Source organism: Desulfomicrobium norvegicum (assembly GCF_900114595.1).
In the GTDB taxonomy this organism is placed as follows: domain Bacteria; phylum Desulfobacterota; class Desulfovibrionia; order Desulfovibrionales; family Desulfomicrobiaceae; genus Desulfomicrobium; species Desulfomicrobium macestii.
In genome coordinates this window covers 117536-136229 of sequence record NZ_FOTO01000007.1, presented here as the reverse complement: position 1 = coordinate 136229, position 18694 = coordinate 117536, and the positions used below count along the sequence as shown (strand labels likewise).

Annotated in this window: 17 protein-coding genes and 1 riboswitch; of the genes, 4 read left to right on the top strand and 13 right to left on the bottom strand. The window is 61.8% G+C overall.

Going from position 1 to position 18694, the window contains the following annotated elements; all coding sequences use genetic code 11:
- Window positions 1-75: 75 nt before the first annotated feature.
- Both BMZ24_RS11945 and BMZ24_RS11940 read right to left on the bottom strand, forming a co-directional pair.
- Window positions 76-402: a hypothetical protein gene (locus tag BMZ24_RS11945; RefSeq protein ID WP_092192575.1), complete on the bottom strand. Its 327-nt coding sequence runs from the start codon at window positions 400-402 to the stop codon at window positions 76-78.
- Window positions 403-695: 293 nt separating this feature from the next.
- On the bottom strand, window positions 696-1604 hold the full coding sequence (locus tag BMZ24_RS11940; protein WP_092192574.1) for a hypothetical protein: 909 nt from the start codon (window positions 1602-1604) through the stop codon (window positions 696-698).
- A 435-nt stretch (window positions 1605-2039) separates the two neighbouring features.
- Between BMZ24_RS11940 and BMZ24_RS11935 the strand changes: the two genes are divergently transcribed.
- Window positions 2040-3389 carry an APC family permease gene (locus tag BMZ24_RS11935; protein WP_092192572.1) on the top strand — a complete coding sequence of 450 codons (1350 nt, stop codon included), beginning with the start codon at window positions 2040-2042 and terminating at the stop codon, window positions 3387-3389.
- Window positions 3390-3494: 105 nt separating this feature from the next.
- Here the strand turns inward: BMZ24_RS11935 and BMZ24_RS11930 are convergent, their stop codons facing one another.
- From BMZ24_RS11930 to siaA, 10 genes are all read right to left on the bottom strand, one after another.
- Window positions 3495-4430 carry an ABC transporter substrate-binding protein gene (locus BMZ24_RS11930; RefSeq protein WP_092192570.1) on the bottom strand — a complete coding sequence of 312 codons (936 nt, stop codon included), beginning with the start codon at window positions 4428-4430 and terminating at the stop codon, window positions 3495-3497.
- A 445-nt stretch (window positions 4431-4875) separates the two neighbouring features.
- Complete coding sequence (locus BMZ24_RS11925; RefSeq protein ID WP_092192568.1) at window positions 4876-5625, bottom strand: ABC transporter permease; 750 nt, start codon at window positions 5623-5625, stop codon at window positions 4876-4878.
- Entirely contained in the window at window positions 5622-6383 is a 762-nt protein-coding gene (locus BMZ24_RS11920) for an ABC transporter ATP-binding protein (protein WP_092192566.1), read from the bottom strand. The genes BMZ24_RS11925 and BMZ24_RS11920 overlap by 4 nt, the downstream gene beginning before the upstream one ends.
- A gap of 2 nt (window positions 6384-6385) precedes the next feature.
- Window positions 6386-7201 (bottom strand): bifunctional hydroxymethylpyrimidine kinase/phosphomethylpyrimidine kinase, encoded by an 816-nt coding sequence (gene thiD / locus BMZ24_RS11915; protein WP_092192564.1) that lies wholly within the window; start codon window positions 7199-7201, stop codon window positions 6386-6388.
- Window positions 7198-7833: a thiamine phosphate synthase gene (thiE, locus tag BMZ24_RS11910; protein ID WP_092192562.1), complete on the bottom strand. Its 636-nt coding sequence runs from the start codon at window positions 7831-7833 to the stop codon at window positions 7198-7200. The genes thiD and thiE overlap by 4 nt, the downstream gene beginning before the upstream one ends.
- The gene (gene thiM / locus BMZ24_RS11905) at window positions 7826-8641 is read right to left on the bottom strand and encodes a hydroxyethylthiazole kinase (protein WP_092192560.1); all 816 of its coding nucleotides are present in this window, start codon (window positions 8639-8641) and stop codon (window positions 7826-7828) included. Before thiM ends, thiE begins: the two co-directional genes overlap by 8 nt.
- Before the next feature lie 67 nt (window positions 8642-8708).
- A riboswitch (TPP riboswitch) is annotated at window positions 8709-8800 on the bottom strand.
- A gap of 37 nt (window positions 8801-8837) precedes the next feature.
- The gene (gene siaD / locus BMZ24_RS11900; RefSeq protein WP_208599844.1) at window positions 8838-9632 is read right to left on the bottom strand and encodes a biofilm regulation diguanylate cyclase SiaD; all 795 of its coding nucleotides are present in this window, start codon (window positions 9630-9632) and stop codon (window positions 8838-8840) included.
- Window positions 9629-10006 carry a biofilm regulation phosphoprotein SiaC gene (siaC, locus tag BMZ24_RS11895; RefSeq protein ID WP_092192558.1) on the bottom strand — a complete coding sequence of 126 codons (378 nt, stop codon included), beginning with the start codon at window positions 10004-10006 and terminating at the stop codon, window positions 9629-9631. Before siaC ends, siaD begins: the two co-directional genes overlap by 4 nt.
- A gap of 27 nt (window positions 10007-10033) precedes the next feature.
- Window positions 10034-10570: a biofilm regulation protein kinase SiaB gene (siaB, locus tag BMZ24_RS11890; protein WP_092192556.1), complete on the bottom strand. Its 537-nt coding sequence runs from the start codon at window positions 10568-10570 to the stop codon at window positions 10034-10036.
- Entirely contained in the window at window positions 10567-12627 is a 2061-nt protein-coding gene (siaA, locus tag BMZ24_RS11885) for a biofilm regulation protein phosphatase SiaA (protein WP_092192554.1), read from the bottom strand. Before siaA ends, siaB begins: the two co-directional genes overlap by 4 nt.
- Before the next feature lie 260 nt (window positions 12628-12887).
- Here siaA and BMZ24_RS11880 point away from each other — a divergent pair, with 260 nt between their 5' ends.
- Genes BMZ24_RS11880 through BMZ24_RS11870 form a run of 3 tightly spaced genes read left to right on the top strand, consistent with a single transcriptional unit; the run spans window position 12888 to window position 17147 of the window.
- Window positions 12888-14117 carry an ABC transporter substrate-binding protein gene (locus BMZ24_RS11880; RefSeq protein WP_092192552.1) on the top strand — a complete coding sequence of 410 codons (1230 nt, stop codon included), beginning with the start codon at window positions 12888-12890 and terminating at the stop codon, window positions 14115-14117.
- Complete coding sequence (locus BMZ24_RS11875; protein WP_092192550.1) at window positions 14114-16429, top strand: PAS domain S-box protein; 2316 nt, start codon at window positions 14114-14116, stop codon at window positions 16427-16429. The genes BMZ24_RS11880 and BMZ24_RS11875 overlap by 4 nt, the downstream gene beginning before the upstream one ends.
- Before the next feature lie 55 nt (window positions 16430-16484).
- Window positions 16485-17147 carry a phosphoadenosine phosphosulfate reductase family protein gene (locus BMZ24_RS11870; RefSeq protein ID WP_092192663.1) on the top strand — a complete coding sequence of 221 codons (663 nt, stop codon included), beginning with the start codon at window positions 16485-16487 and terminating at the stop codon, window positions 17145-17147.
- Window positions 17148-17937: 790 nt separating this feature from the next.
- Here the strand turns inward: BMZ24_RS11870 and BMZ24_RS11865 are convergent.
- A complete protein-coding gene (locus BMZ24_RS11865; protein WP_092192548.1) occupies window positions 17938-18615 on the bottom strand; it encodes a Crp/Fnr family transcriptional regulator in 678 nt (225 codons plus the stop codon).
- Between the last annotated feature and the right edge of the window lie 79 nt (window positions 18616-18694).

The following is an 18694-nucleotide window of genomic DNA, read 5'->3' as shown; positions in this document are numbered from 1 at the left end:
GGGCCGAAGATTTGTTGATCCGATGCCTGCTTTTCGGAAGTGTTGAGCTGCCCCGGATATCTCCGAGGCGCGTATCTATCTCCAGTCCTTTCGCGGCGCAGTGGTCACAAGCTGCACGCCCGCCTGAAAAAAGCCGGACCATCCCCCTTCCTCTTTTTTGCACCAGCGGATGAAACCTGTCAGAAAGGTGCTGCTCTCGTAGTCCACGGTTCCCCGCAATTCATCGGCGAGATAGATGTTCACAGGCACATCATCGACGGGCAGCGAGCAATCCATTTCAAGCAGCAGGCCATCCGGGCTTTGATTGATGATCCTGGCCGGGCAGGGGGTGTCCAGGGATGGGGAAACGACGGCGCAGCGCTGGAGGCTTGCGGTTCTGTTGTATTTTCTGTTTTCAGACATGTTGAGCTCCGCGTGTGGATAATTGGCGTAAGGTTGCTTGCACGGCGCTGTCTGGCAACGCGTGATGGCAACTTCCTGAAAAGGCGTTGTTTTTTTTTCAGACACATATGCGTTTTTTATCACAATGCCAACATGTTGTCAGACATTGGCCGCGCAGCTTCCGGAACAGCGCCAGGGCAAGAGAGCGGCGCGTTGGCGCTGATTTGTGCCGGGCATTTGATAAAAATAAAGGGCGACCGTGCATCGTGAAAGACGCGCGGTCGCCCTTGCATGAGGCGTGAGCCAGACCTCGTCTAGACCTCCGCGTTCAGCTCATCAAGAGGAGCCTCGGATTGAGCTGCGGTGCTTTCTGCGACAGTGTTCATGTTCCTGTATATCTCCAGAAATTTGGCGTAGGCCGCGCCGTTGCCCCGGGGTTCGCTCAGCGGCGGCAACTCGGCGGCGGCTGTCACATCGCCGTGCAGCGAGGTCAGGCTTTGCGTGAACCAGGCCTCAAGTTCCTGCATGTCGGTCTTGAAGGCCGTAAGGCCGGGGTCCTCGGTTTCGGCAATTTCCTCCCCCGTTTCCTCCGTCGGCGCTTCCTCCAGATCTGCGGCTACCAGCGCAGGCTCCTGTTCCTCGGAAGCGAGCGCGCCTTCATCATCAAGCAGTTCGGCCAGCTCCGGATCGGTGGCGTCCTGTTCCTGCGGCACGGCAGCCGCAGCCAGTCCGGCAAAGGCTCCTTGCAGCGATTCAAGCAGCTCAGAAAACCTGGAGTTTATGTCCGAAAGGGTGGTGGACAGCGGCGTCTGTTCGGCCTTCGCCTCTTCGAGCAATTGCTTGATATCGTCCGAGAAGTCTCCTGCCAGCTCCTCTGCCTGCCCGGACAGGCCGTGCTCTTCTCCGAGGGCGCCGAGTTTCGCGGTCAGCTCGTCAAAAAGCCCCGTGCTTGCGCCTTCGAAGTCGTTGGCTGCATTTTGCGCGGCCACCTGCTGGAGCTCGTCGTGGAAATTGATGCGCAGTCGCACGTCAGCCACTCCCTGGAAGTGTCCGGCCTGCAACAGGCGAATGACCCCTTTGCTCCCTTGTTCGTCGCCGCTGGCGGGCGGCGGGGTGATCTCCGTTTCGGCTGCTTTGACCGGCTTTTCCGTGGCGCTATCCTTGAGTTCGACATGGTTGACCTTCATCCATGCCTGCTGATTTCCAGCGCCTTGCACGTTCATGATCTTCGCTCCTTGGAAAATTACCCATTTTTCTTCTTATCGGCCGTGAGGCGAGAATTCTTTACCCATCAGACTTCTGCGGTTGCAAAGGTCATGCTCGGGAAGTTTTTTCTCCATGCGGCACGAGTCCGGTCCTTTTAAATTTTTTGAAATCGAGAGGTTGCGGCATCGAAATATTTTTATGCATTATCCGCGTTTACAATATCTCCTTCATCGGGTACGGCCCCTCTGCATCTTTTGCCCAATAGATAGCTTCAGACTTTGAGAATTGTTTCCACGGAAGCACGACGTTCGGAAAATTCGGCTATCTGATTTTATCCATGAAGCGTTTGCAGTGTCTTAAAAAGACGTTGCATGAACTGACAGGCAATATTTTTTCGATAATATATTATATTGTGGAAACATTGATTCTGAAACGATAAGGAGAATCGGACAATGGGATCTGAGTTGAACAAGAAGTTCGGCCTTTTTACCGCGATTGCGATGGTCGTAGGCATTGTCATCGGCAGCGGCGTTTTTTTCAAGGCGGAAAAAATTCTCACCGCCACCGGCGGCAATCTGCCCCTGGGGATTCTTGCCTGGATCATCGGCGGATTCATCATGATTTCTTGCGCCTACACATTCTCTCTCATGGCCACCAAGTATGAGCGTGTGAACGGCATCGTCGACTACGCCGAAGCCGCCATGGGCAAGAAATACGGCTATTACGTCGGCTGGTTCATGGCCCTCATCTACTATCCGACCCTGACCGCTGTCCTGGCCTGGGTCTCGGCCCGCTACACGGCCGTCCTTTTTGGATGGGACATCACCGGAGGCGAGTGTATGACCATCTCCGGCTTCTTTCTGGTGGCAAGCTACGCCCTGAACGCCCTGTCGCCCGTCCTGGCCGGAAAATTCCAGGTCACCACGACCGTGATCAAGCTCATCCCGCTTTTGCTCATGGCGGTGGTCGGCACCGTCTTCGGTCTGGACAACGGCATGATAATGCAGAATTTCACCACTTCCGTGGTTGAAGTCGATCCGGTCATCGCGGTGTTCACCGCCGTCGTGGCCACGTCCTTTGCCTACGAAGGCTGGATCATCGCCACCAGCATCAACGCGGAACTCAGGGATTCCAAAAGGAATCTCCCCCTGGCCCTGATGGTGGGCACCTTCACGGTCATGGTCGTGTACATACTGTACTACGTCGGCCTGGCGGGCGCGGTCACCAACCAGACCCTCATGGAAGGCGGTCAGGAAGGCGCGAAGCTGGCCTTTGAAACCGTCTTTTCAAGCCTTGGCGGAACGCTCATCTTCGTCTTCGTCATCATTTCCTGCCTTGGCACCTTGAATGGCCTGATGCTCGGATGTACCCGCGGTATCTACTCCATCTCCGCCAGAAACCAGGGCCCGCGCCCGTTCATGTACAGGCAGATCGACAACGCCACGAACATGCCCACCAACTCCGCCGTGCTGGGGGTGCTGCTGTCCGCATTCTGGCTGGTGTATTTCTACGGTGCGAACCTCACCAAACCGTGGTTCGGATTTTTCTGCTTTGATCCCTCGGAACTTCCGATCGTCACGATCTATGCCCTTTATATCCCGATTTTCCTGGTGTTCATGAAAAAGGAAGCCGATCTTTCGGTGTTCAAGCGCTACATCATGCCCTCTCTGGCCGTATTCGGCAGTCTGTTCATGATGTTCGCCGCCTGCTTCTCGCACGGCATGGCCGTTGTGGCGTACCTTGTCATCTTCGGCGTGATCATGCTGGGCGGTGCTTTCTTTTCGCGGGAGCGCGAGTTTTAGACGCCTTGTCCGGGATTTTCCTGCCCTGTCAATAAACGAAGCCGGGCGGCAGCGATCAAGCTGCCGCCCGGCTTCGTTTATTCGGGATAGGGCTTGTCGGTTCGCTTAGCGCAATTCCACCGCCCATGTGTCAAGCTCGGGCACATTGGTCACGATCTCTTCGCGCATCAGAAACTCCGCGAAACGTGTGTAGCGCTTGTTGTCGAGAGCTCCAGGGCGCAGGGCGAAGCGGGGCAGGGTGTCCCGCCAGGCGCGGCGGTTCAGTTCGTCGTCCAGGCTGGAACGCTCGCCGGAGACGAAGAGCTTCCAGCTCTCCTCGGGATGATTGATCAGGTACTGCACCCCTTCCTCCAAGGCATCGACAAAGGCGCGCAGCTTGGGGTCCGCCACCTTCGCGGCGGCCGCCACGAGGATCAGTTCATCATAGGCCGGAACCCCGTATTCCTCCACGAAAAAGGCCCGTCCAGGGCGTCCTTCGATATCCATCTGGTTCAGCTCGAAGTTGCGGAACGCGCCGATGACCGCGTCGGTCTGACCCGTGAACAGCGACGGGGACAGGGAGAAATTGACGTTGACCAGCTTGACGTCGGCCATGGTCAGACCTTCCTTTTCGAGCATCACTTTCAAAAGCGCGGTCTCGAACCCGCCCACGGAATAGCCGACGGTCTTGCCCTTCAGGTCGGCGATGGACTTGATGGGGCCGTCCTCAAGCACGACCAGGGAATTGAGCGGCGTGGCCACCAGAGTGGCGATGCGTGTCAGGGGCAGACCTTCCGCCACCTGCATCTGGTGCTGATGCTGGTAGGATACGGCAATGTCGGCCTTCCCGGCGGCCACGAGCTTGGGTGGGTCGTTGGGGTTGGAAGGGGCGATGATTTCCACTTCAAGGCCGTGTTCCTTGAAGAAGCCTTTCTCCAGGGCCACGTAAAGGGGCGCGTGGTCGGGGTTGACGAACCAGTCCAGCAGCACGGTCAGCTTTTCGGCCTGGGCCTGGGTGGCGCAGAGGAGGAGGGTTACGAGGATAAAGGCGATTTTTTTCATGTGGGTATCCTTATGGTTTGGAGAATGTGAAAAGGTTTGCGGTAATGCGGATTTGAGTCGGATTGTCATGGTCGGGGAGGGTTGGTAGCAGTGCGCACGCGAGTCGGATCGCTCCGGGCGGGGGCCGCCAAAACTCCTTCGCTGGCCTCGTAATGTTTTCCCGTCGCTCCTGCCGGACATCGGACAGCGCTTTGGGCGGCCGCGACGGGAAAACAAACGATGCCTGGCTCAGTCAGACAGTTGCCGGCCCCCGCCCGGAGCGATCCGACTCGCTGGGCAGCGGTGGGAGCAAAACACGGCGGATTTTTTGTTTTCATGCTACGGCACCAAGGTTTTGCGCCCTTATCAGGGTCATTCCCGCGCAGGCGGGAATCCATCTTCACCAGGGCCAGGAAGGCACAAATCCCCGCCTGCGCGGGGATGTCCCATGCGTGAGCATTTGTCTTCATTGCATCCCATGTCTTGGCTGCCAGAAAACCAGCCTGGCCAGCAGCCGGTCGATTATGAAATAGAGCGTCAAGGACGTGCCCGCCAGAACGGTCAGGGCCGCGAACATGACGTCGATCTGCATGCGGGCGTTGGCGTGGAGCATGTAGAAGCCAAGGCCCGCGCTGGACCCGACCCATTCCCCGACCACGGCTCCGATGGGCGCCACGGCCGTTGCCACGCGCAGCCCGGCCGCGAAGGCGGGCAGGGCCGAGGGGATGATGATGGTGCGCAGCACGGCCAGGGGCCTTGCGCCCATGATGCGGGCCATCTCCAGCAGGTCGGGTTCGGTGCGCTGCATGCCCGAGTAAAAGGACGACGCCACCGGGAAGAAGATGATCAGCACCGCCATGGCTACCTTGGAGGCCATGCCGTAGCCGAGCCACAGCACCAGGATGGGAGCCAGGGCGAAGACCGGGATGGCCTGGCTGATCACCAGGACGGGCAGCATCCAGCGCTTCAGCAGCGGCGAGAGGATCATGACCAGGGCCGCGCTGCTTCCAAGGACCGTGCCCAGGGCCAGACCAAGCAGGATCTCGGCCAGGGTCGTGCCCAGATGCGAGAGGAGCAGCGGAAACTTTTCGATCAGGGCCGTGGCGACAGGCAGGGGGCCGGGCAGGATGTACGTCGGAGCACCGGTCAGGATGACCAGAACCTGCCACATGATCACAAAGCCGACGGCAAGAATGAAGGGACGCAAGAAGTTCATGCCGCCTCCCCGTTCATCAGCCTTCTCAGCAGCCCCGCGTACAGGCCGGTCACTTCGGAACTTCCGGCCTCGCGCGGGGGCGGACCGGCGGGCTCAATGGTTTCGAGCACCCGCACCGGCGTGCCCCCGAGCACGATGATGTCGTGGCCCAGGCGCAGGGCCTCCATGGGATCATGGGTGACCAGCACCACGGTCGCGCCCTTGGTCAGGCGCGCTGAAAGGTTCTGCAGCCGCACGCGGGTCAGGGCGTCCAGGGCGGAGAAGGGCTCGTCCATGAGGATGACGGGGCGCTCTTCCATGAGGGTGCGCAGGAGCGCCCCGCGCTGACGCATGCCTCCGGACAGGGCCTCGGGCAGCTTGTCCTCGTATCCGGCCAGGCCCGCCTCGTGGATCAGTTCCAGGGCCCTGGCCCGCTTTTCGGGCGAGAGTTCGCCCCGGAGCCTGGCTCCGAGCAGGACGTTGTCCCGCAGGGTCAGCCAGGGCAGGAGCAGGTCGTTCTGGCTCATCCAGGCCACCTGTGTCGAGCCTGTCCCGCCGGAGCCAAAACGGACCTGCCCGGAGAAGTCGAGGTTTGGAGCACCGGCCATGAGCTTCAGGAGGGTCGATTTGCCGCATCCGCTCGGCCCCAGGATGCAGGTCGTCCGTCCGCCCCCGAGGGTCAGGCTCAGGTCCGCGAACAGCGGTCGGCCCTCGAAATCGAGGGAGATGCCTTCAAGGGCGATGCCTGGTGCGGCCTGCGCGGTGGCGGGAGCGTACACGGCTATACGAAGAACCGGTGGAAGTGATGCACCGGCCCGTGTCCCTGGCCGATGACGTAGGCGGCTCCGGCCCGGATGGCTTCGCTGATGTATTCCTTGGCGTTGCGCACGGCCGTTTCCATGTCTTCGCCCCTGGCCAGGTTCGAGGCGATGGCCGAGGACAGGGTACAGCCCGTGCCGTGGTTGTTGCGGGTCTGGATGCGCACGCCCGGCAGGGTCACGACGCGCTTTTCATGGCCGATGTACAGGATGTCGTCGCTGTCGCCCGACTCCAGATGCCCACCCTTGACCAGCACGCTCCCCCGGCCCATGGCCGCGAGGTCCGTCAGCGCTTCCATGGCCGCCGCCTGCGTGGCTATGTCCCGGCCGAGCAGCACCGAGGCTTCGGGCAGGTTGGGTGTGATGAGCGTGGCCATGGGGATGAGCTCCGATTTCAGGGCGTCGATGGCTTCGTCCTGCAAAAGCTTGTCCCCGCTCTGGGCGACCATGACCGGGTCGAGCACGATGATCCCCACCCCGTGTCTGGCCAGCCCCCTGGCCACGGTGCGGATCAGTTCCGGGGAGAAGAGCATGCCGATCTTGACCGCGTCAGCCCCGATGTCGCCAAGCACCGCGTCCATCTGCGCGGCCACGAATTCGACGGGCACGGCGTGGATGCCGGTCACGCCCAGGGTGTTCTGGGCGGTCAGGGCGGTGATGACGCTGGCCCCATAGCAGCCGTGGGCCGCGATGGTCTTGAGGTCGGCCTGGATTCCGGCCCCGCCCCCGCTGTCGGACCCGGCGATGGTCAGTACGCGGTGATATTTGCGCTGGTTCATGAAAGCTCCTTGGCTGCACGGATGATGGTTCTGAGGCGGGAGGCAGCCTCTCTTGGATCTGGGGCCGAGACGATGGCCGAGACCACGGCGATGCCGTCACACCCTGCCCGGATGACCTCGGCCGCGTTGCCCGGGCCGATGCCGCCGATGCCGACCAGGGGCAGGGACACGGCCGCGCGGATGGCGGCCACGCCCTCAAGGCCCAGCGCCGGGGCCGTGTCGGTCTTGGTCGGGGTGGAGAAGACGGGGCTCACGCCCACGTAGTCCGCACCCTCGGCTTCGGCGCGCAGGGCGTCCTCCACGCACTCGGCCGAGATGCCGATGAGCATGCCCGGACCCGTCAGGCGCCGGGCGTCGGCGATGAGCATGTCGGTCTGGCCCAGGTGCACGCCGTCGGCGCCCACGGCCAGGGCCACGTCGATGCGGTCGTTGATGATGAGCGGGACGCCGGTTCCGGCCAGCAATTCACGCACGGCCCGCGCTTCGGCCACGAATTCGCGGGTCGCGCAGCGCTTTTCCCGCAGCTGCACGCAGGTCACTCCCCCGGTCACGGCGGCGCGGACGATGTCCGCGGTGGAGCGGCCAAGGGACAGCCTCCTGTCCGTGACCAGGTACAGGGACAGATCAGGCATGGTGTTCCTCGTGGATGCGGCATTCCTTGGCCAGGTCCTCGGGCGTCAGATTGAAGAGAGCGTCCAGGAGATGGATCTGAAAGGAGCCGGGGCCGGAGGCCTGCGTGCCCGCCCTCTCTCCGGCCAGTCCCAGGAAGGCCAGGGCAGAGGCGGCGGCGGAGACGGGATCGGGGTCCACCGCGTGGAAGGCGCCGACCAGGGCCGTGGCCGAGCAGCCCGTGCCCGTGACGCAGGGCATGAGCGAGTGCCCGCCCTCGATGACCAGCGTGCGCCGTCCGTCGGTGACCAGATCGGTGGGCCCGGTGATGGCCAGGGTGGTGCCCAGTTCGCGGGCCAGGGCCCCGGCGGCCTTGGCTGCGTCCTCGATGGAGTCCGTGGAGTCAACGCCCTTGGTGGTTGCGTTCTGTCCAGCCAGGGACAGGATCTCGGAGGCGTTGCCGCGCACCACGCTGACCTTTGTCCAGGCCAGGATGGATTTCGCGGCCTCGGTGCGCAGGGTCGTCGCTCCAGACCCCACCGGGTCGAGGATGATGGGCTTGCCGAGCGCCGTGGCCCTGCGTCCAGCCTTGAGCATGGCCGCCACCCAGACATCGGTCAGCGTGCCTATGTTCAGTACCAGCGCCCCGGCGTAGGCGACCATCTCTTCGACTTCGTTTTCGGCGTGGGCCATGACCGGAGACGCGCCGCAGGCCAGAAGGGCGTTGGCGGTGTAGTTCATGACCACGAAATTGGTGATGTTGTGAACAAGCGGTTTGTTTTGTCTAAGGGCGCGCAGGTTGTCTGCGGCCTTGCGGGCTGGATCGGACACGGTGCACCTCGCACTGCTGTTGATATTTGGGGCAGCAGGGGCGAGGAATGGGGGGATTGGCCGGTCATGGCCTCAAGTCTTGCAATTCCCTTCGCTGGCATGATCCAGATCAGGTTCAACGGGTATCATCTCAGGCTCCTCGCCACCCCTGCAAAAACTGATTTCTGGCTAGGACAAGCGCGTTTGGCTGTCAAGCTCACTCCCCGGCGACGCAGTTCCGCCCGGCGTCCTTGGCCTTGTAAAGGGCCTGGTCCGCGCGCAGCAGGGTCGTGTCCACGGGTTCGCCGGGCCTGTGAATCGTGAAGCCGATGCTGACCGTCGGGGCGGGAATTTCGTCGCGGATTCTTTGTGCTCCGGTCACGGCCTGGCGCAGTCGTTCCGCCACGACCGGGGCGCTGACTGCGTCGCAGGCCGGGAAGAGGAACAGAAATTCCTCTCCGCCCCAGCGCGCGCACATGTCGTATTCACGCAGGGAAAGTTCCAGGGCCCGGGCCACGGCCTGCAGCAGCTGATCCCCGGCGGCGTGTCCGAAGTTGTCGTTTACCTCCTTGAAATGGTCGAGGTCGGCGATCATGACGGCGAATCCGCCTTCTGGTTTTCGCGTTGCCCGGGAAGCGGCCTCGTCCAGGCGCACGGTCATGTAGCGGCGGTTGGGCAGGCCTGTCAGGGAGTCATAGTTGGAGGCGTGCTCCAGACGCTCCTTGAGCTGATGCAGCATGGTCTGGTACTGGTCGCTGATGCGCACGATTTTTTCCAGCTGCCGGACTTTCTTTTCGTAACTGGCCAGATAGCCCTGGCTGCGCTCGCGTTCGGCGGCCTGAAAACGGTCCGCGATGTGGGTCAGCCGGTCCAGCAGGCGCTGCTGGTCGAGGTAGCGCTCAAAGAGCATGCCAAGCGCTTCCTTCCATCCTTCCGGAGGCGTTTCAGCGCCAAGAATGGCCTCGATGCTCCGCTCTAGACTGTCTTCAGGCGGACACTGCGGCATGATCATGACCTCGGGGCGATGGTGAAGGGAAAGGTGCAGTCTTCCTTGAATTCCTCGGCCAGTTCGCCGACGCGTTCGTTGTCCGGATCATAGTTCCATGCGACGCTGACCGGTCGCCCGCTCTGGTGGGATTCCTCCAGGCGGTCGAAGATGTCCATCATGGCCCGGATGCTGCTGGTGTTGAGATAGATCAGCTCCAGGTCGAAGGCGAGGGGGCGGTCGTCATTCTTCAGAAAATCGTCGATCCAGTCGATGATCGGCTGAAAGAATTCAAAGGGATTCTCGGGGTATGAATCTCCGGCCATGAAGACACGTCCCTGCTCGTTGTCGGCGCGGACCATCGGAGTGCTGGGTGTTTGGGCGATATCTAGATTGTTCATGTTCTTCTCGTACTTTTTTGAGTCTTTCTACAGTACGACGCGCAGGCTCAGGAAGCTTCGCGTCTCGTCGATGTCGCGCACCGTGACAGCCAGGGGGCGTGAGGCCTTGCGGGCCATGTCGATGATCCCCAGACCCGCGCTGCCGTTCAATCCCTCGCGCGGCTGGCGCAGCTGGGTCTTGAAGAGGGCCTTGAGCGCGGCACGGTCCAGGACCGCCAGGCCGTCCACGCGTTCCTTCAGGGTGATTCCGTCCTCGCGGGTGACGACATTGCCCGCGCTGATCACATAGTGTTCATCCTCGCGGGACACGACGATGGCCGCGCTGGCCGCGCCTGTCAGCTTCGGGTGCTGGTCCGCGTAGCGACGGATGTTCTGGGTCATTTCTATATAAACGGAAAAAATGTCGGCCACGGCGCTGGGCGCTTCCTGCTGATGGTTGAGGTAGTCGCGCAGGGCGCGGCCGATCTCCTCGATCAGGGCGGCGTTGATGGGGCCGTTGAAGCAGACCATGATCTGTTGACGGTCAAAGATTTCGCGCAGGTCGTAAAGGTCGGGTGTGCTCATGAAGCGATCTCCTTGGAGGAATCAGCCGGCGTTTGGTCGAAACGAAAGGCCAGCACGGTGATGTCGTCGCGTTGCGGGTTGTCTCCACGGTATTCTTGCAGGGCGGTGGTCAGGGCCTTTTCCTGGGCTGCAAGCGCAAGGCCCGAGTGGGCCTCAAGCCAGTTCACGAAGCCGCTTCGCCCGAAAGGCAAGCCTCTTTGTCCCCCGGATTGGTCCAGAATTCCGTCCGTGACAAGATAAAAAACAGTGTCCGGTTCAAGGTCCAGAGTTCGGCAGGTGAAGTTTCTGGATCGGCGGTCGTTGATTCCGCCCCGGTCACCCCGGTAATGCTCGACCTGTGCTCCCCTGGCCGTGAAGAGGTCGATGTGGGCTCCGGCGAAATGAACCTTGCGGGTTTCCCATTCAACGAAGCACAGCCCGATGTCCATGGACGTGGCCAGGCGCTCCAGGCGTTTGGTGTCCGGCATCATGGCGCGCACGGCCTTGTCCGCACTCTCAAGCAGCGCGGCCGGGTTATTCCAGCTCTGTTCCATGGTGGCGCGTTCCAGGGCCGCGTGAGCGATCATGGTCATGAAGGCTCCCGGCACTCCGTGACCGGCACAGTCGATGACTCCGAACAGGCAGCCCTCGGCCCGTTCCCGGTACAGATAGAAATCGCCGCCGACAACGTCGCGCGGATGCCAGACCACGAAATACTGTCCGCGCAGGTGTTCGCAAAGCTGCCGGTCCGGGAGAATGACCCGCTGGATGAGGCTCGCGTAGCGGATGCTCTCCGTCAGCTGGCGATGCGTGTCCTTCAGCCGTGCATGGGTCGCCTCCAGCTGGGCCGTGCGTTCGGCCACCCGCTGTTCCAGCTCCCTGGTGTGCGCCTGGACCTGGGAAGCCATGCTGTCGAAGGCGCGCGACAAGGCTCCGAGTTCGTCGTTCCGGTTCGATTGCAGCCGGGTGTCGTAACGCCCTGCGGCGATCCTGCGGGCCGAGTCGGTCAGGACCAGCAGCGGGTGCAGAACGAGACGGTCAAAGCCCAACGTCAGGGTCAGGATGACCAGCAGCAGAATCACCGCGCCTCCGGCCAGGGCCAGGTGAATGATGTTCGAGGACAGAATGCCCTCGGCCGCCGGATTGACGCTGCTGACCACGGTCCAGCCGAGTTCCGGAAGATGCGCCAGGGCCATCATGCGCGTGCCCTGTTCGGTTTCGACCTGAAGCGGAAGCGCCTGCGTGTCCCTGCGGCCGGTCTCGGCCAGGGTGCGGGCGAAGGTCTCCTGATCGCTGTGTTCGCTCAGTTCGGCGAAAACGGTCCGGGAGGTGTCCTGCTTGCCCACGGCTCCATATTCGATCCTGTCCGGATCCGGATGGGCCACGATGCGGCCCTGCCCGTCGATGATGAAGCTCATGGCCCCGGCCGAGCGCGGGGCGAGCATGGTCTTCAGGAACCTGTCCAGCTGCATGCCGGTTCCGACCAGCCCGAGTGGCATTCCCGCCGCGTTGCGCACCTGTACGTTGATCCACAGATTGGTCACCTTCAGGGTGGCGTCGGGGTTGACGTTCAGGGTGTAGGGAACCGGCACGTCCATGGTCGAAAAGTACCATGCGTCGGTCGCCTTGCCCGTATCCAGCGTGTAACGGTATCTGGCGCTTGGGCTTTTGGGATCGGCGTAATAGTAGGCCAGGGTGCGGTGGTGTATGACAAAATAGGTCTGGTCGGCGAAGGCCTGGCGAAATCCTGCCGCTTCGGCCAGAAAGCGGGATCGGGCAGGCGCTTCCTGTTCTTTCAGCAGCCAGTCCTTCAGGGCGCTGAGATCCGCGAAACGCTGGGCGATGGCCAGCTCGCGGCCGACCAGGGCCTGGATTTTCTCACGGGTGAGCTGCGCTTCGGCAACGGCCAGTCTGCGGCTCAGGTCCGTGGTCAGATCGCTCAGAATCCGCTGACCCACCGCGACGGAGAGCAGCAGCACGGCCGCCGATATGAACAGCAGCAGGGTCCCGACCTTGCGGCGCAGCCCGGAGGCGCGCTGATCGGAGGGGAGTGGGGTGATGGGGGGTGGGGTGTTCATGACGCCTGCCTGCGGGGTTTGCCGAGCAATTTGGACTGATGGAGTTTTTGCTAAATTTTCAGCACATTGCAATGACAATGAGCTGGTGTCAACGCAGGAAGCCCCGGGGCGCGGGATACGTGTTTTTGTTCGAACCCGGGTCTTGTGCTTGTTGGTGCTTGTACCGTATTTTCATGTATGACAACCGGATGGAGTTTTGTCCGGCCTTGTGCCATGTGTGTCGGGACGCTGGGGACCTGTAGGCAGTGCGGAGGATAATCATGATGATCAGTGTGCGCAAAAATGGATTGTTTTCCTTCATGTTTTCAGAGGTCTGTTTTATTGATGCATGCCCCGGAGCCAAGGCATTCATGATCGGCGCCATGAGCGTGGCGGTTTTGCTGTTGTGGATGTCCGCCGTCTGCCACGCACAGCCCGTCGAACCGATCAGGATCGGAAGCATTTTTGCCAAGACCGGCCCGGGCGCGGAGGAAAATTCTCCCAACTACCGCATGGTCACGCTCGCGGCAGGTCAGATCAATGCTGCGGGAGGTCTTCTGGGGCGCCCTGTCGAGGTGATCGAATTCGATACCGGGAGTACGGCCCTTGGAGCGCGACAGGCCGCCGAGGCCGCCGTCAAGGCCAAGGTTTCGGCCGTCATCGGCCCTTCCTGGAGTTCGCAGGCCATGGCCATGGGGCCCGTGCTTCAGCAGGCGGGCATTCCCATGCTCGGCGCAACCACGACCGCTTCGGAGGTCACCGAAATCGGGGATTACATTTTCCGGGTCTGCTATACCGACTCGTTGCAGGCCAAGGCGCTGGCCGCCTTTGCTTATGACGACCTGAAAGCTCGAAGTGCCATCGTCGTGACCATCGCCGGAGACGTCTACAGCGAAGGGCTGAGCTCGGGTTTCATCGAGCGTTTCACCGCGCGCGGAGGCAAGGTCGAATCGCAGTTGCGCTATCTTCAGAACGCCATGAACTTTGATGAGCAGGTCCGCGTCATCGGCGAGAAATCTCCGGATCTGATCCTGGTGGCCGGTTTCACCCGTGATTCGGGTTTGTTCCTCAAGCAGGCTCGCAGTGCGGGTCTGGACATGCCTGTTCTGGGCGGCGATGGATGGACTGCTCTGGAGCACTATCCGTATCTCGACCCGGCGAAGGGGGAAAACTATTATGTGTCCCACTGGCACCCCGATTCGGGGTCGGAAGGCGGCCAAAAATTTCTGGCTCTGCTTTATCAGGAGTTCGGGCCGAATGCCCTGCAGATGATCGACGCCGGCAACGCCAACGCCTATGACGCCATGGGTCTGGTGGCCGACGCGATCCTGCGTGCCGAAGGCGATTCTCCGGCCGCCATTCGGGACGCCCTGGCCGCCACCGAAAAATATCCGGGCGTGACGGGGCTCATCACCTTCAAGAACTCGCGCGATCCCCAGAAATCCCTGGTCGTTCTGCGCATCACCCCCGACAAGGTCGAATTCGTCAAGAGCGTGGATGCCGATCGATGAACAAAAGCATTTCCCAGCGCATGAACCAGGACATCCTGATCACCTTCGCCGTGATCGCGGTTCTTTTTGTCGTCCTGGGCAGTTTCATGCTGGTTCGATGGAAGGACGACAACATCCACATCGTCTGCCGCATTCTCGACACCCTGGTCGCCAGGGAACAGGACAATCTGGCCAACGAGCTCTTCGAGCGGCGCATCCGGGCTCTGGACATGCGTCTGGCCGAGATCAGCATGGTCGAGGAGGTGTTGCGGGTCGAACTGTACCATGCACGGGGGCTTCCCCTGGCCGCCGCCTCGCGGGGTGCGGCGACGCAGGTTTCGAAGCCGATCGACATCGAGGGCTGGGACCATGCCCAGGGCTATGCCTTCGACCATGACTTCTCGGCTCTGCGTTTCATTCGGCCGATCATCGCGGCGGGAGAAACCATCGGGTGGCTGCGCCTCGACTACGATCTGTCTCTTTTGCGCAAACAGACGCTCAGTTTTCTCGCCTATATGTTCAGTATCCTGGTCATGACCCTGCTTTGTACGCAGCTGCTGCTGCGTCGCCGTTTGCGCAAGTCGGTGGTTAATCCGCTGCAAAGGCTCGGAGCGTCCATGCGGGAAATGAACACCGAGACTCGTACCTTCAACGGACCTGCGCTCAAGGCCGACGAGGAAATCGCGACCCTGGGCCAGTCATTCCAGGAGCTGCTGGAACGTCTGAACAGCTCCTACCGCGACCTCGATGAGGCGCATCAGGCCCTGGCCCGCAGCGAGCGCCGGCTTTCACGCGCCATTCTGGCAAGTTCCGACGGCATCTGGGAATGGTCCTTCGACACCGGGCAGGCCTATTTCAGCCCGCGCTGGTACGAGATGCTCGGCTACGAGGATCAGGAACTACCCATGACCTTTCAGACCTGGAAGGATCTTTGTCATCCCGAGGATTTTCAGCAGGCTTACGAGCGGATTCAGGTCGTCGTGAACTCCAACGGAGGCAAATCGTACAACTCCGAGTTCCGCATGCGCACAAGGGACGGGGAGTGGAGATGGATTCTGGGCCGCGGCGATGTCATCGAGCGCGACGCCGACGGCAGGCCCCTGCTTGTGAGCGGGACGCACACCGATGTCACCGAGCGGCGTCTGGCCGAGGAGCGGCTCCGTCAGTCCGAAGAAAAGTTCTCCCAGCTTTTCCGCCTCTCGCCCGATGCCATCGTGCTGCTCAACGTCGAGAGCGGACGCCTCGTCGACGTCAATGACTCCTTCACGAGCATCTCCGGCTTCAGCCGTGAAGAGGCCCTGGGCAAGACGCTTCTGGAACTGGGCATTTACCGAAATCCGGGTGAGCGCGATGAAATTTACAGGCGTCTTGCCCGTGACGGCTTTCTGCGCGACTTTGAATTCGAAGCCCTGCACAAGGACGGTTCCACCGTGGTCAGCGCCATGACCTGCCAGACCCTGGAGCTCGACGGAGTGCCCCACCTGCTGGCCGTGCTGCGCGACATGACGCAGATGAAGAAGCTGCGGGAAGTCATGATCCAGAGTGAAAAGATGCGTTCGGTGGGGGGCATGGCCGCGGGCATCGCCCACGAGATCAACAATCCTCTGGGCATCATCCTTCAGGCCTCGCACAACCTGGTGCGCCGCACGCGGCCAGATTTTTCCAAGAACACCCAGGTTGCCGAGACCATCGGGCTGGATATGGAGCTCATGGCCCGGTACATGCGCGCCCGCAAGCTCGACCTTTTCATCACGGACATTCAGGAAGCGGCCACGCGGGCGGCGGGGATCATCCGGCGCATGCTCGATTTCAGCAGACTGGCTGAATCGGGGCGCTCCCAGTGCGATCTGCAGACCCTCATCGAACACTCCCTGACTCTGGCCAGGAATGATTACGACCTGAAGAAGTTCTACGATTTCAAGAAAATGGATTTGCGCATCTCCGTCGAGGAGGGGCTGGGCAAGCTGGCCTGCACCGAAACGGAGATCGAGCAGGTGTTTCTGAACATCCTGCGCAACGCGGCCCAGGCCATGGCCGAGGCCACCCCTACCGTCGAGAATCCGCGCCTGGAGATTCGGGCACGCAGAATCGGCAATCGGGTCAGGATCGAGATCGAAGACAACGGTCCCGGCATGAGTGCGGAAATCAGCCGTCGCATCTTCGAGCCTTTCTTCACCACCAAGCCGCCTGGCCAGGGTACGGGCCTGGGTCTTTCGGTGTCCTATTTCATCGTCACCAAGGGGCACGGCGGCACCATGGAGGTCGAATCCGAGCCTGGCCTGGGGACGCGTTTCATCATTGAACTTCCGTTCAAAAAGCAAGAGCAGGAATGATGCGTTCATTTTTGGAATGCGCACGGGGCATGATTGGCCCGGGGCGGGACGGGGCATGATTCTCTCCGAAAAAATGGCCCTCGCCAAGGCTCGCATGATCGAGGTGCTGGAACGCTTCGGTCCCGGCACGGCCGTGGGCTGGACCGGAGGCAAGGATTCAACCGTGGTGCTGGCCCTGTGGCGGGAGGTGCTGCGCGAACATGCCGCTGTAGCGCCGGTGCGGGCTCTGAATCTGGATACGGGCTGCAAGTTTCCGGAAGTGTTGGCTTTTCGTGATCGGTTGGCGGGCGAATGGGGCATCGAGCTGCATATCGTGCGGCCCGATGTCGATCTGGTCCGCTATCCGCTTGCGGTGGATCCGGTGCAATGCTGCGGCGACCTGAAGATCCGTCCCCTGAACGACGCCGTCACGCGGCTCGGAATTCCGGCCCTGCTGACGGGTGTGCGCGCCGATGAGAATCCGGACCGGGCCGACCGGCCATGGCTGGAGGATCACGGCGATCACGTCCGGGCCCTGCCCATCCTGGAATGGACGGAGCTTGATGTCTGGACCTTCATGGTGCGCGAGTCCGTCCCGTGGTGCAGCCTCTACGACCAGGGCTACCGCTCCCTGGGCTGCATGCCCTGCACCGTCCGCTCGGGCCGAGGGGAGCGCTCGGGGCGGGATTCGGCCAAGGAGGAGAGAATGGGGCAGCTCAGGAGCCTGGGATATTTTTAGGGTGTGACCTTCCAAGCCATCTCGATGTCATCCCCGCGCAGGCGGGAATCCCTGGCTTTTTCATGAGGGACGGGGTGCGGCAGGGCGGCCGCGTCCCGGTTCGCCCCGGACGGGGACCGTCGAAACTCCTTCGCGGGCCTCGTACGGCTCAAGCGTTGCGTGGTGATGCGGAAGTCCGCGATAACGCACTGGGCAACGCCTGAGCCAACGATGCCTGGCTCAGTCAGACAGTCGACGACCCCGCCCGGGACGAACCGGGACGCTCGGTCTTGTGCGCTGGGCAGGTGAGCGGAAAAGAAACACTCTGAAGGAGACTGTTGTTACTTTAGGGTGTGACCCTTCGAGCCATTTCGATGTCATCCCCGCGCAGGCGGGAATCCATGGCTTTTTCATGAAGGGCGGGGTGAGGCAGGGCGGCCGCGTCCCGGTTCGCCCCGGACGGGGACCGTCGAAACTCCTTCGCGGGCCTCGTACGGCTCAAGCGTTGCGTGGTGATGCGGAAGTCCGCGATAACGCACTGGGCAACGCCTGAGCCAACGATGCCTGGCTCAGTCAGACAGTCGACGACCCCGCCCGGGACGAACCGGGACGCTCGGTCTTGTGCGCTGGGCAGGTGAGCGGAAAAGAAACACTCTGAAGGAGACTGTTGTTACTTTAGGGTGTGACCCTTCGAGCCATCTCGATGTCATTCCCGCGCAGGCGGGAATCCATGGCTTTTTCATGAGGGACGGGGTGCGGCAGGACGGCCGCGTCCCGGTTCGCCCCGGACGGGGACCGGAATGTCCGGGCCTCAGTTCTCCAGCGCCGCACAGGCCTCGAGCACCGCGATGTCGGGGATGCAGATGACGCCGCGACCCTTGAGCTGGATGACGCCATCCTTGGCCAGGGCGTTGAGCAGTGAAGACACTGTCTGGCGGGAGGAGCCGATGATGGTCGCCATCTGCTCCGTGTTCAGACCCAGGGAGACCATACCTCCATCCTCGCATTGGCCGCAGTGGCGGCACTCCCGGCAGCGCGGCAGACGCCTCGCCTCGTAGACCAGAAATTCGATGAGCCGGTTGCGAACGTCCTTGAAGGCCAGGGTGTCGATGACGGAGATGGCGTGGGACAGAAGGTCTCCCAGCACGTGGATCATGGCGGAGTTGAAGCTCGGCATGGAGCCGAGATAGCGACGGACCTCGGACACGCTGGCAATGAGAATCTCCAGATCGTCCAGGGCCTGCACATAGGCCCGGGTGTGGGTCGCGTAGACATCCCCGGCGTCGAGCATGGCCATGGTGAATTCCTTGTCGCGGTAGGCAAGGTACACCCGGGCCCGCCCGGAGGTCACGATGAAGATCTGGTCTCCGGCCCTGGGCTCGAAAACCAGGGCCCCCCGTGCAAACTTCCGGGAGCTGAAGAGCTTGCGAACGGGAGCCATCTCCGGGCGATGGAGGTCTTGCAGCAGCGTGATTTCGGTCAGGCGCATGGGCGGCTCCGGCTTTTGATCCATGATAAAGGGGAATCCAGGCGAAGGATGCGGCCTGGATGCTCCTCGCTTGTCAAGG

What these genes read in the sequence shown, in the direction of transcription:
- BMZ24_RS11945 (WP_092192575.1), bottom strand. Translation starts at nt 402, where the DNA reads ATGTCTGAAAACAGAAAATACAACAGAACCGCAAGCCTCCAGCGCTGC.
- BMZ24_RS11940 (WP_092192574.1), bottom strand. Translation starts at nt 1,604, where the DNA reads ATGAACGTGCAAGGCGCTGGAAATCAGCAGGCATGGATGAAGGTCAAC.
- BMZ24_RS11935 (WP_092192572.1), top strand. Translation starts at nt 2,040, where the DNA reads ATGGGATCTGAGTTGAACAAGAAGTTCGGCCTTTTTACCGCGATTGCG.
- BMZ24_RS11930 (WP_092192570.1), bottom strand. Translation starts at nt 4,430, where the DNA reads ATGAAAAAAATCGCCTTTATCCTCGTAACCCTCCTCCTCTGCGCCACC.
- BMZ24_RS11925 (WP_092192568.1), bottom strand. Translation starts at nt 5,625, where the DNA reads ATGAACTTCTTGCGTCCCTTCATTCTTGCCGTCGGCTTTGTGATCATG.
- thiD (WP_092192564.1), bottom strand. Translation starts at nt 7,201, where the DNA reads ATGAACCAGCGCAAATATCACCGCGTACTGACCATCGCCGGGTCCGAC.
- thiE (WP_092192562.1), bottom strand. Translation starts at nt 7,833, where the DNA reads ATGCCTGATCTGTCCCTGTACCTGGTCACGGACAGGAGGCTGTCCCTT.
- siaD (WP_208599844.1), bottom strand. Translation starts at nt 9,632, where the DNA reads ATGATCATGCCGCAGTGTCCGCCTGAAGACAGTCTAGAGCGGAGCATC.
- siaC (WP_092192558.1), bottom strand. Translation starts at nt 10,006, where the DNA reads ATGAACAATCTAGATATCGCCCAAACACCCAGCACTCCGATGGTCCGC.
- siaB (WP_092192556.1), bottom strand. Translation starts at nt 10,570, where the DNA reads ATGAGCACACCCGACCTTTACGACCTGCGCGAAATCTTTGACCGTCAA.
- siaA (WP_092192554.1), bottom strand. Translation starts at nt 12,627, where the DNA reads ATGAACACCCCACCCCCCATCACCCCACTCCCCTCCGATCAGCGCGCC.
- BMZ24_RS11880 (WP_092192552.1), top strand. Translation starts at nt 12,888, where the DNA reads ATGATGATCAGTGTGCGCAAAAATGGATTGTTTTCCTTCATGTTTTCA.
- BMZ24_RS11875 (WP_092192550.1), top strand. Translation starts at nt 14,114, where the DNA reads ATGAACAAAAGCATTTCCCAGCGCATGAACCAGGACATCCTGATCACC.
- BMZ24_RS11870 (WP_092192663.1), top strand. Translation starts at nt 16,485, where the DNA reads ATGATTCTCTCCGAAAAAATGGCCCTCGCCAAGGCTCGCATGATCGAG.
- BMZ24_RS11865 (WP_092192548.1), bottom strand. Translation starts at nt 18,615, where the DNA reads ATGCGCCTGACCGAAATCACGCTGCTGCAAGACCTCCATCGCCCGGAG.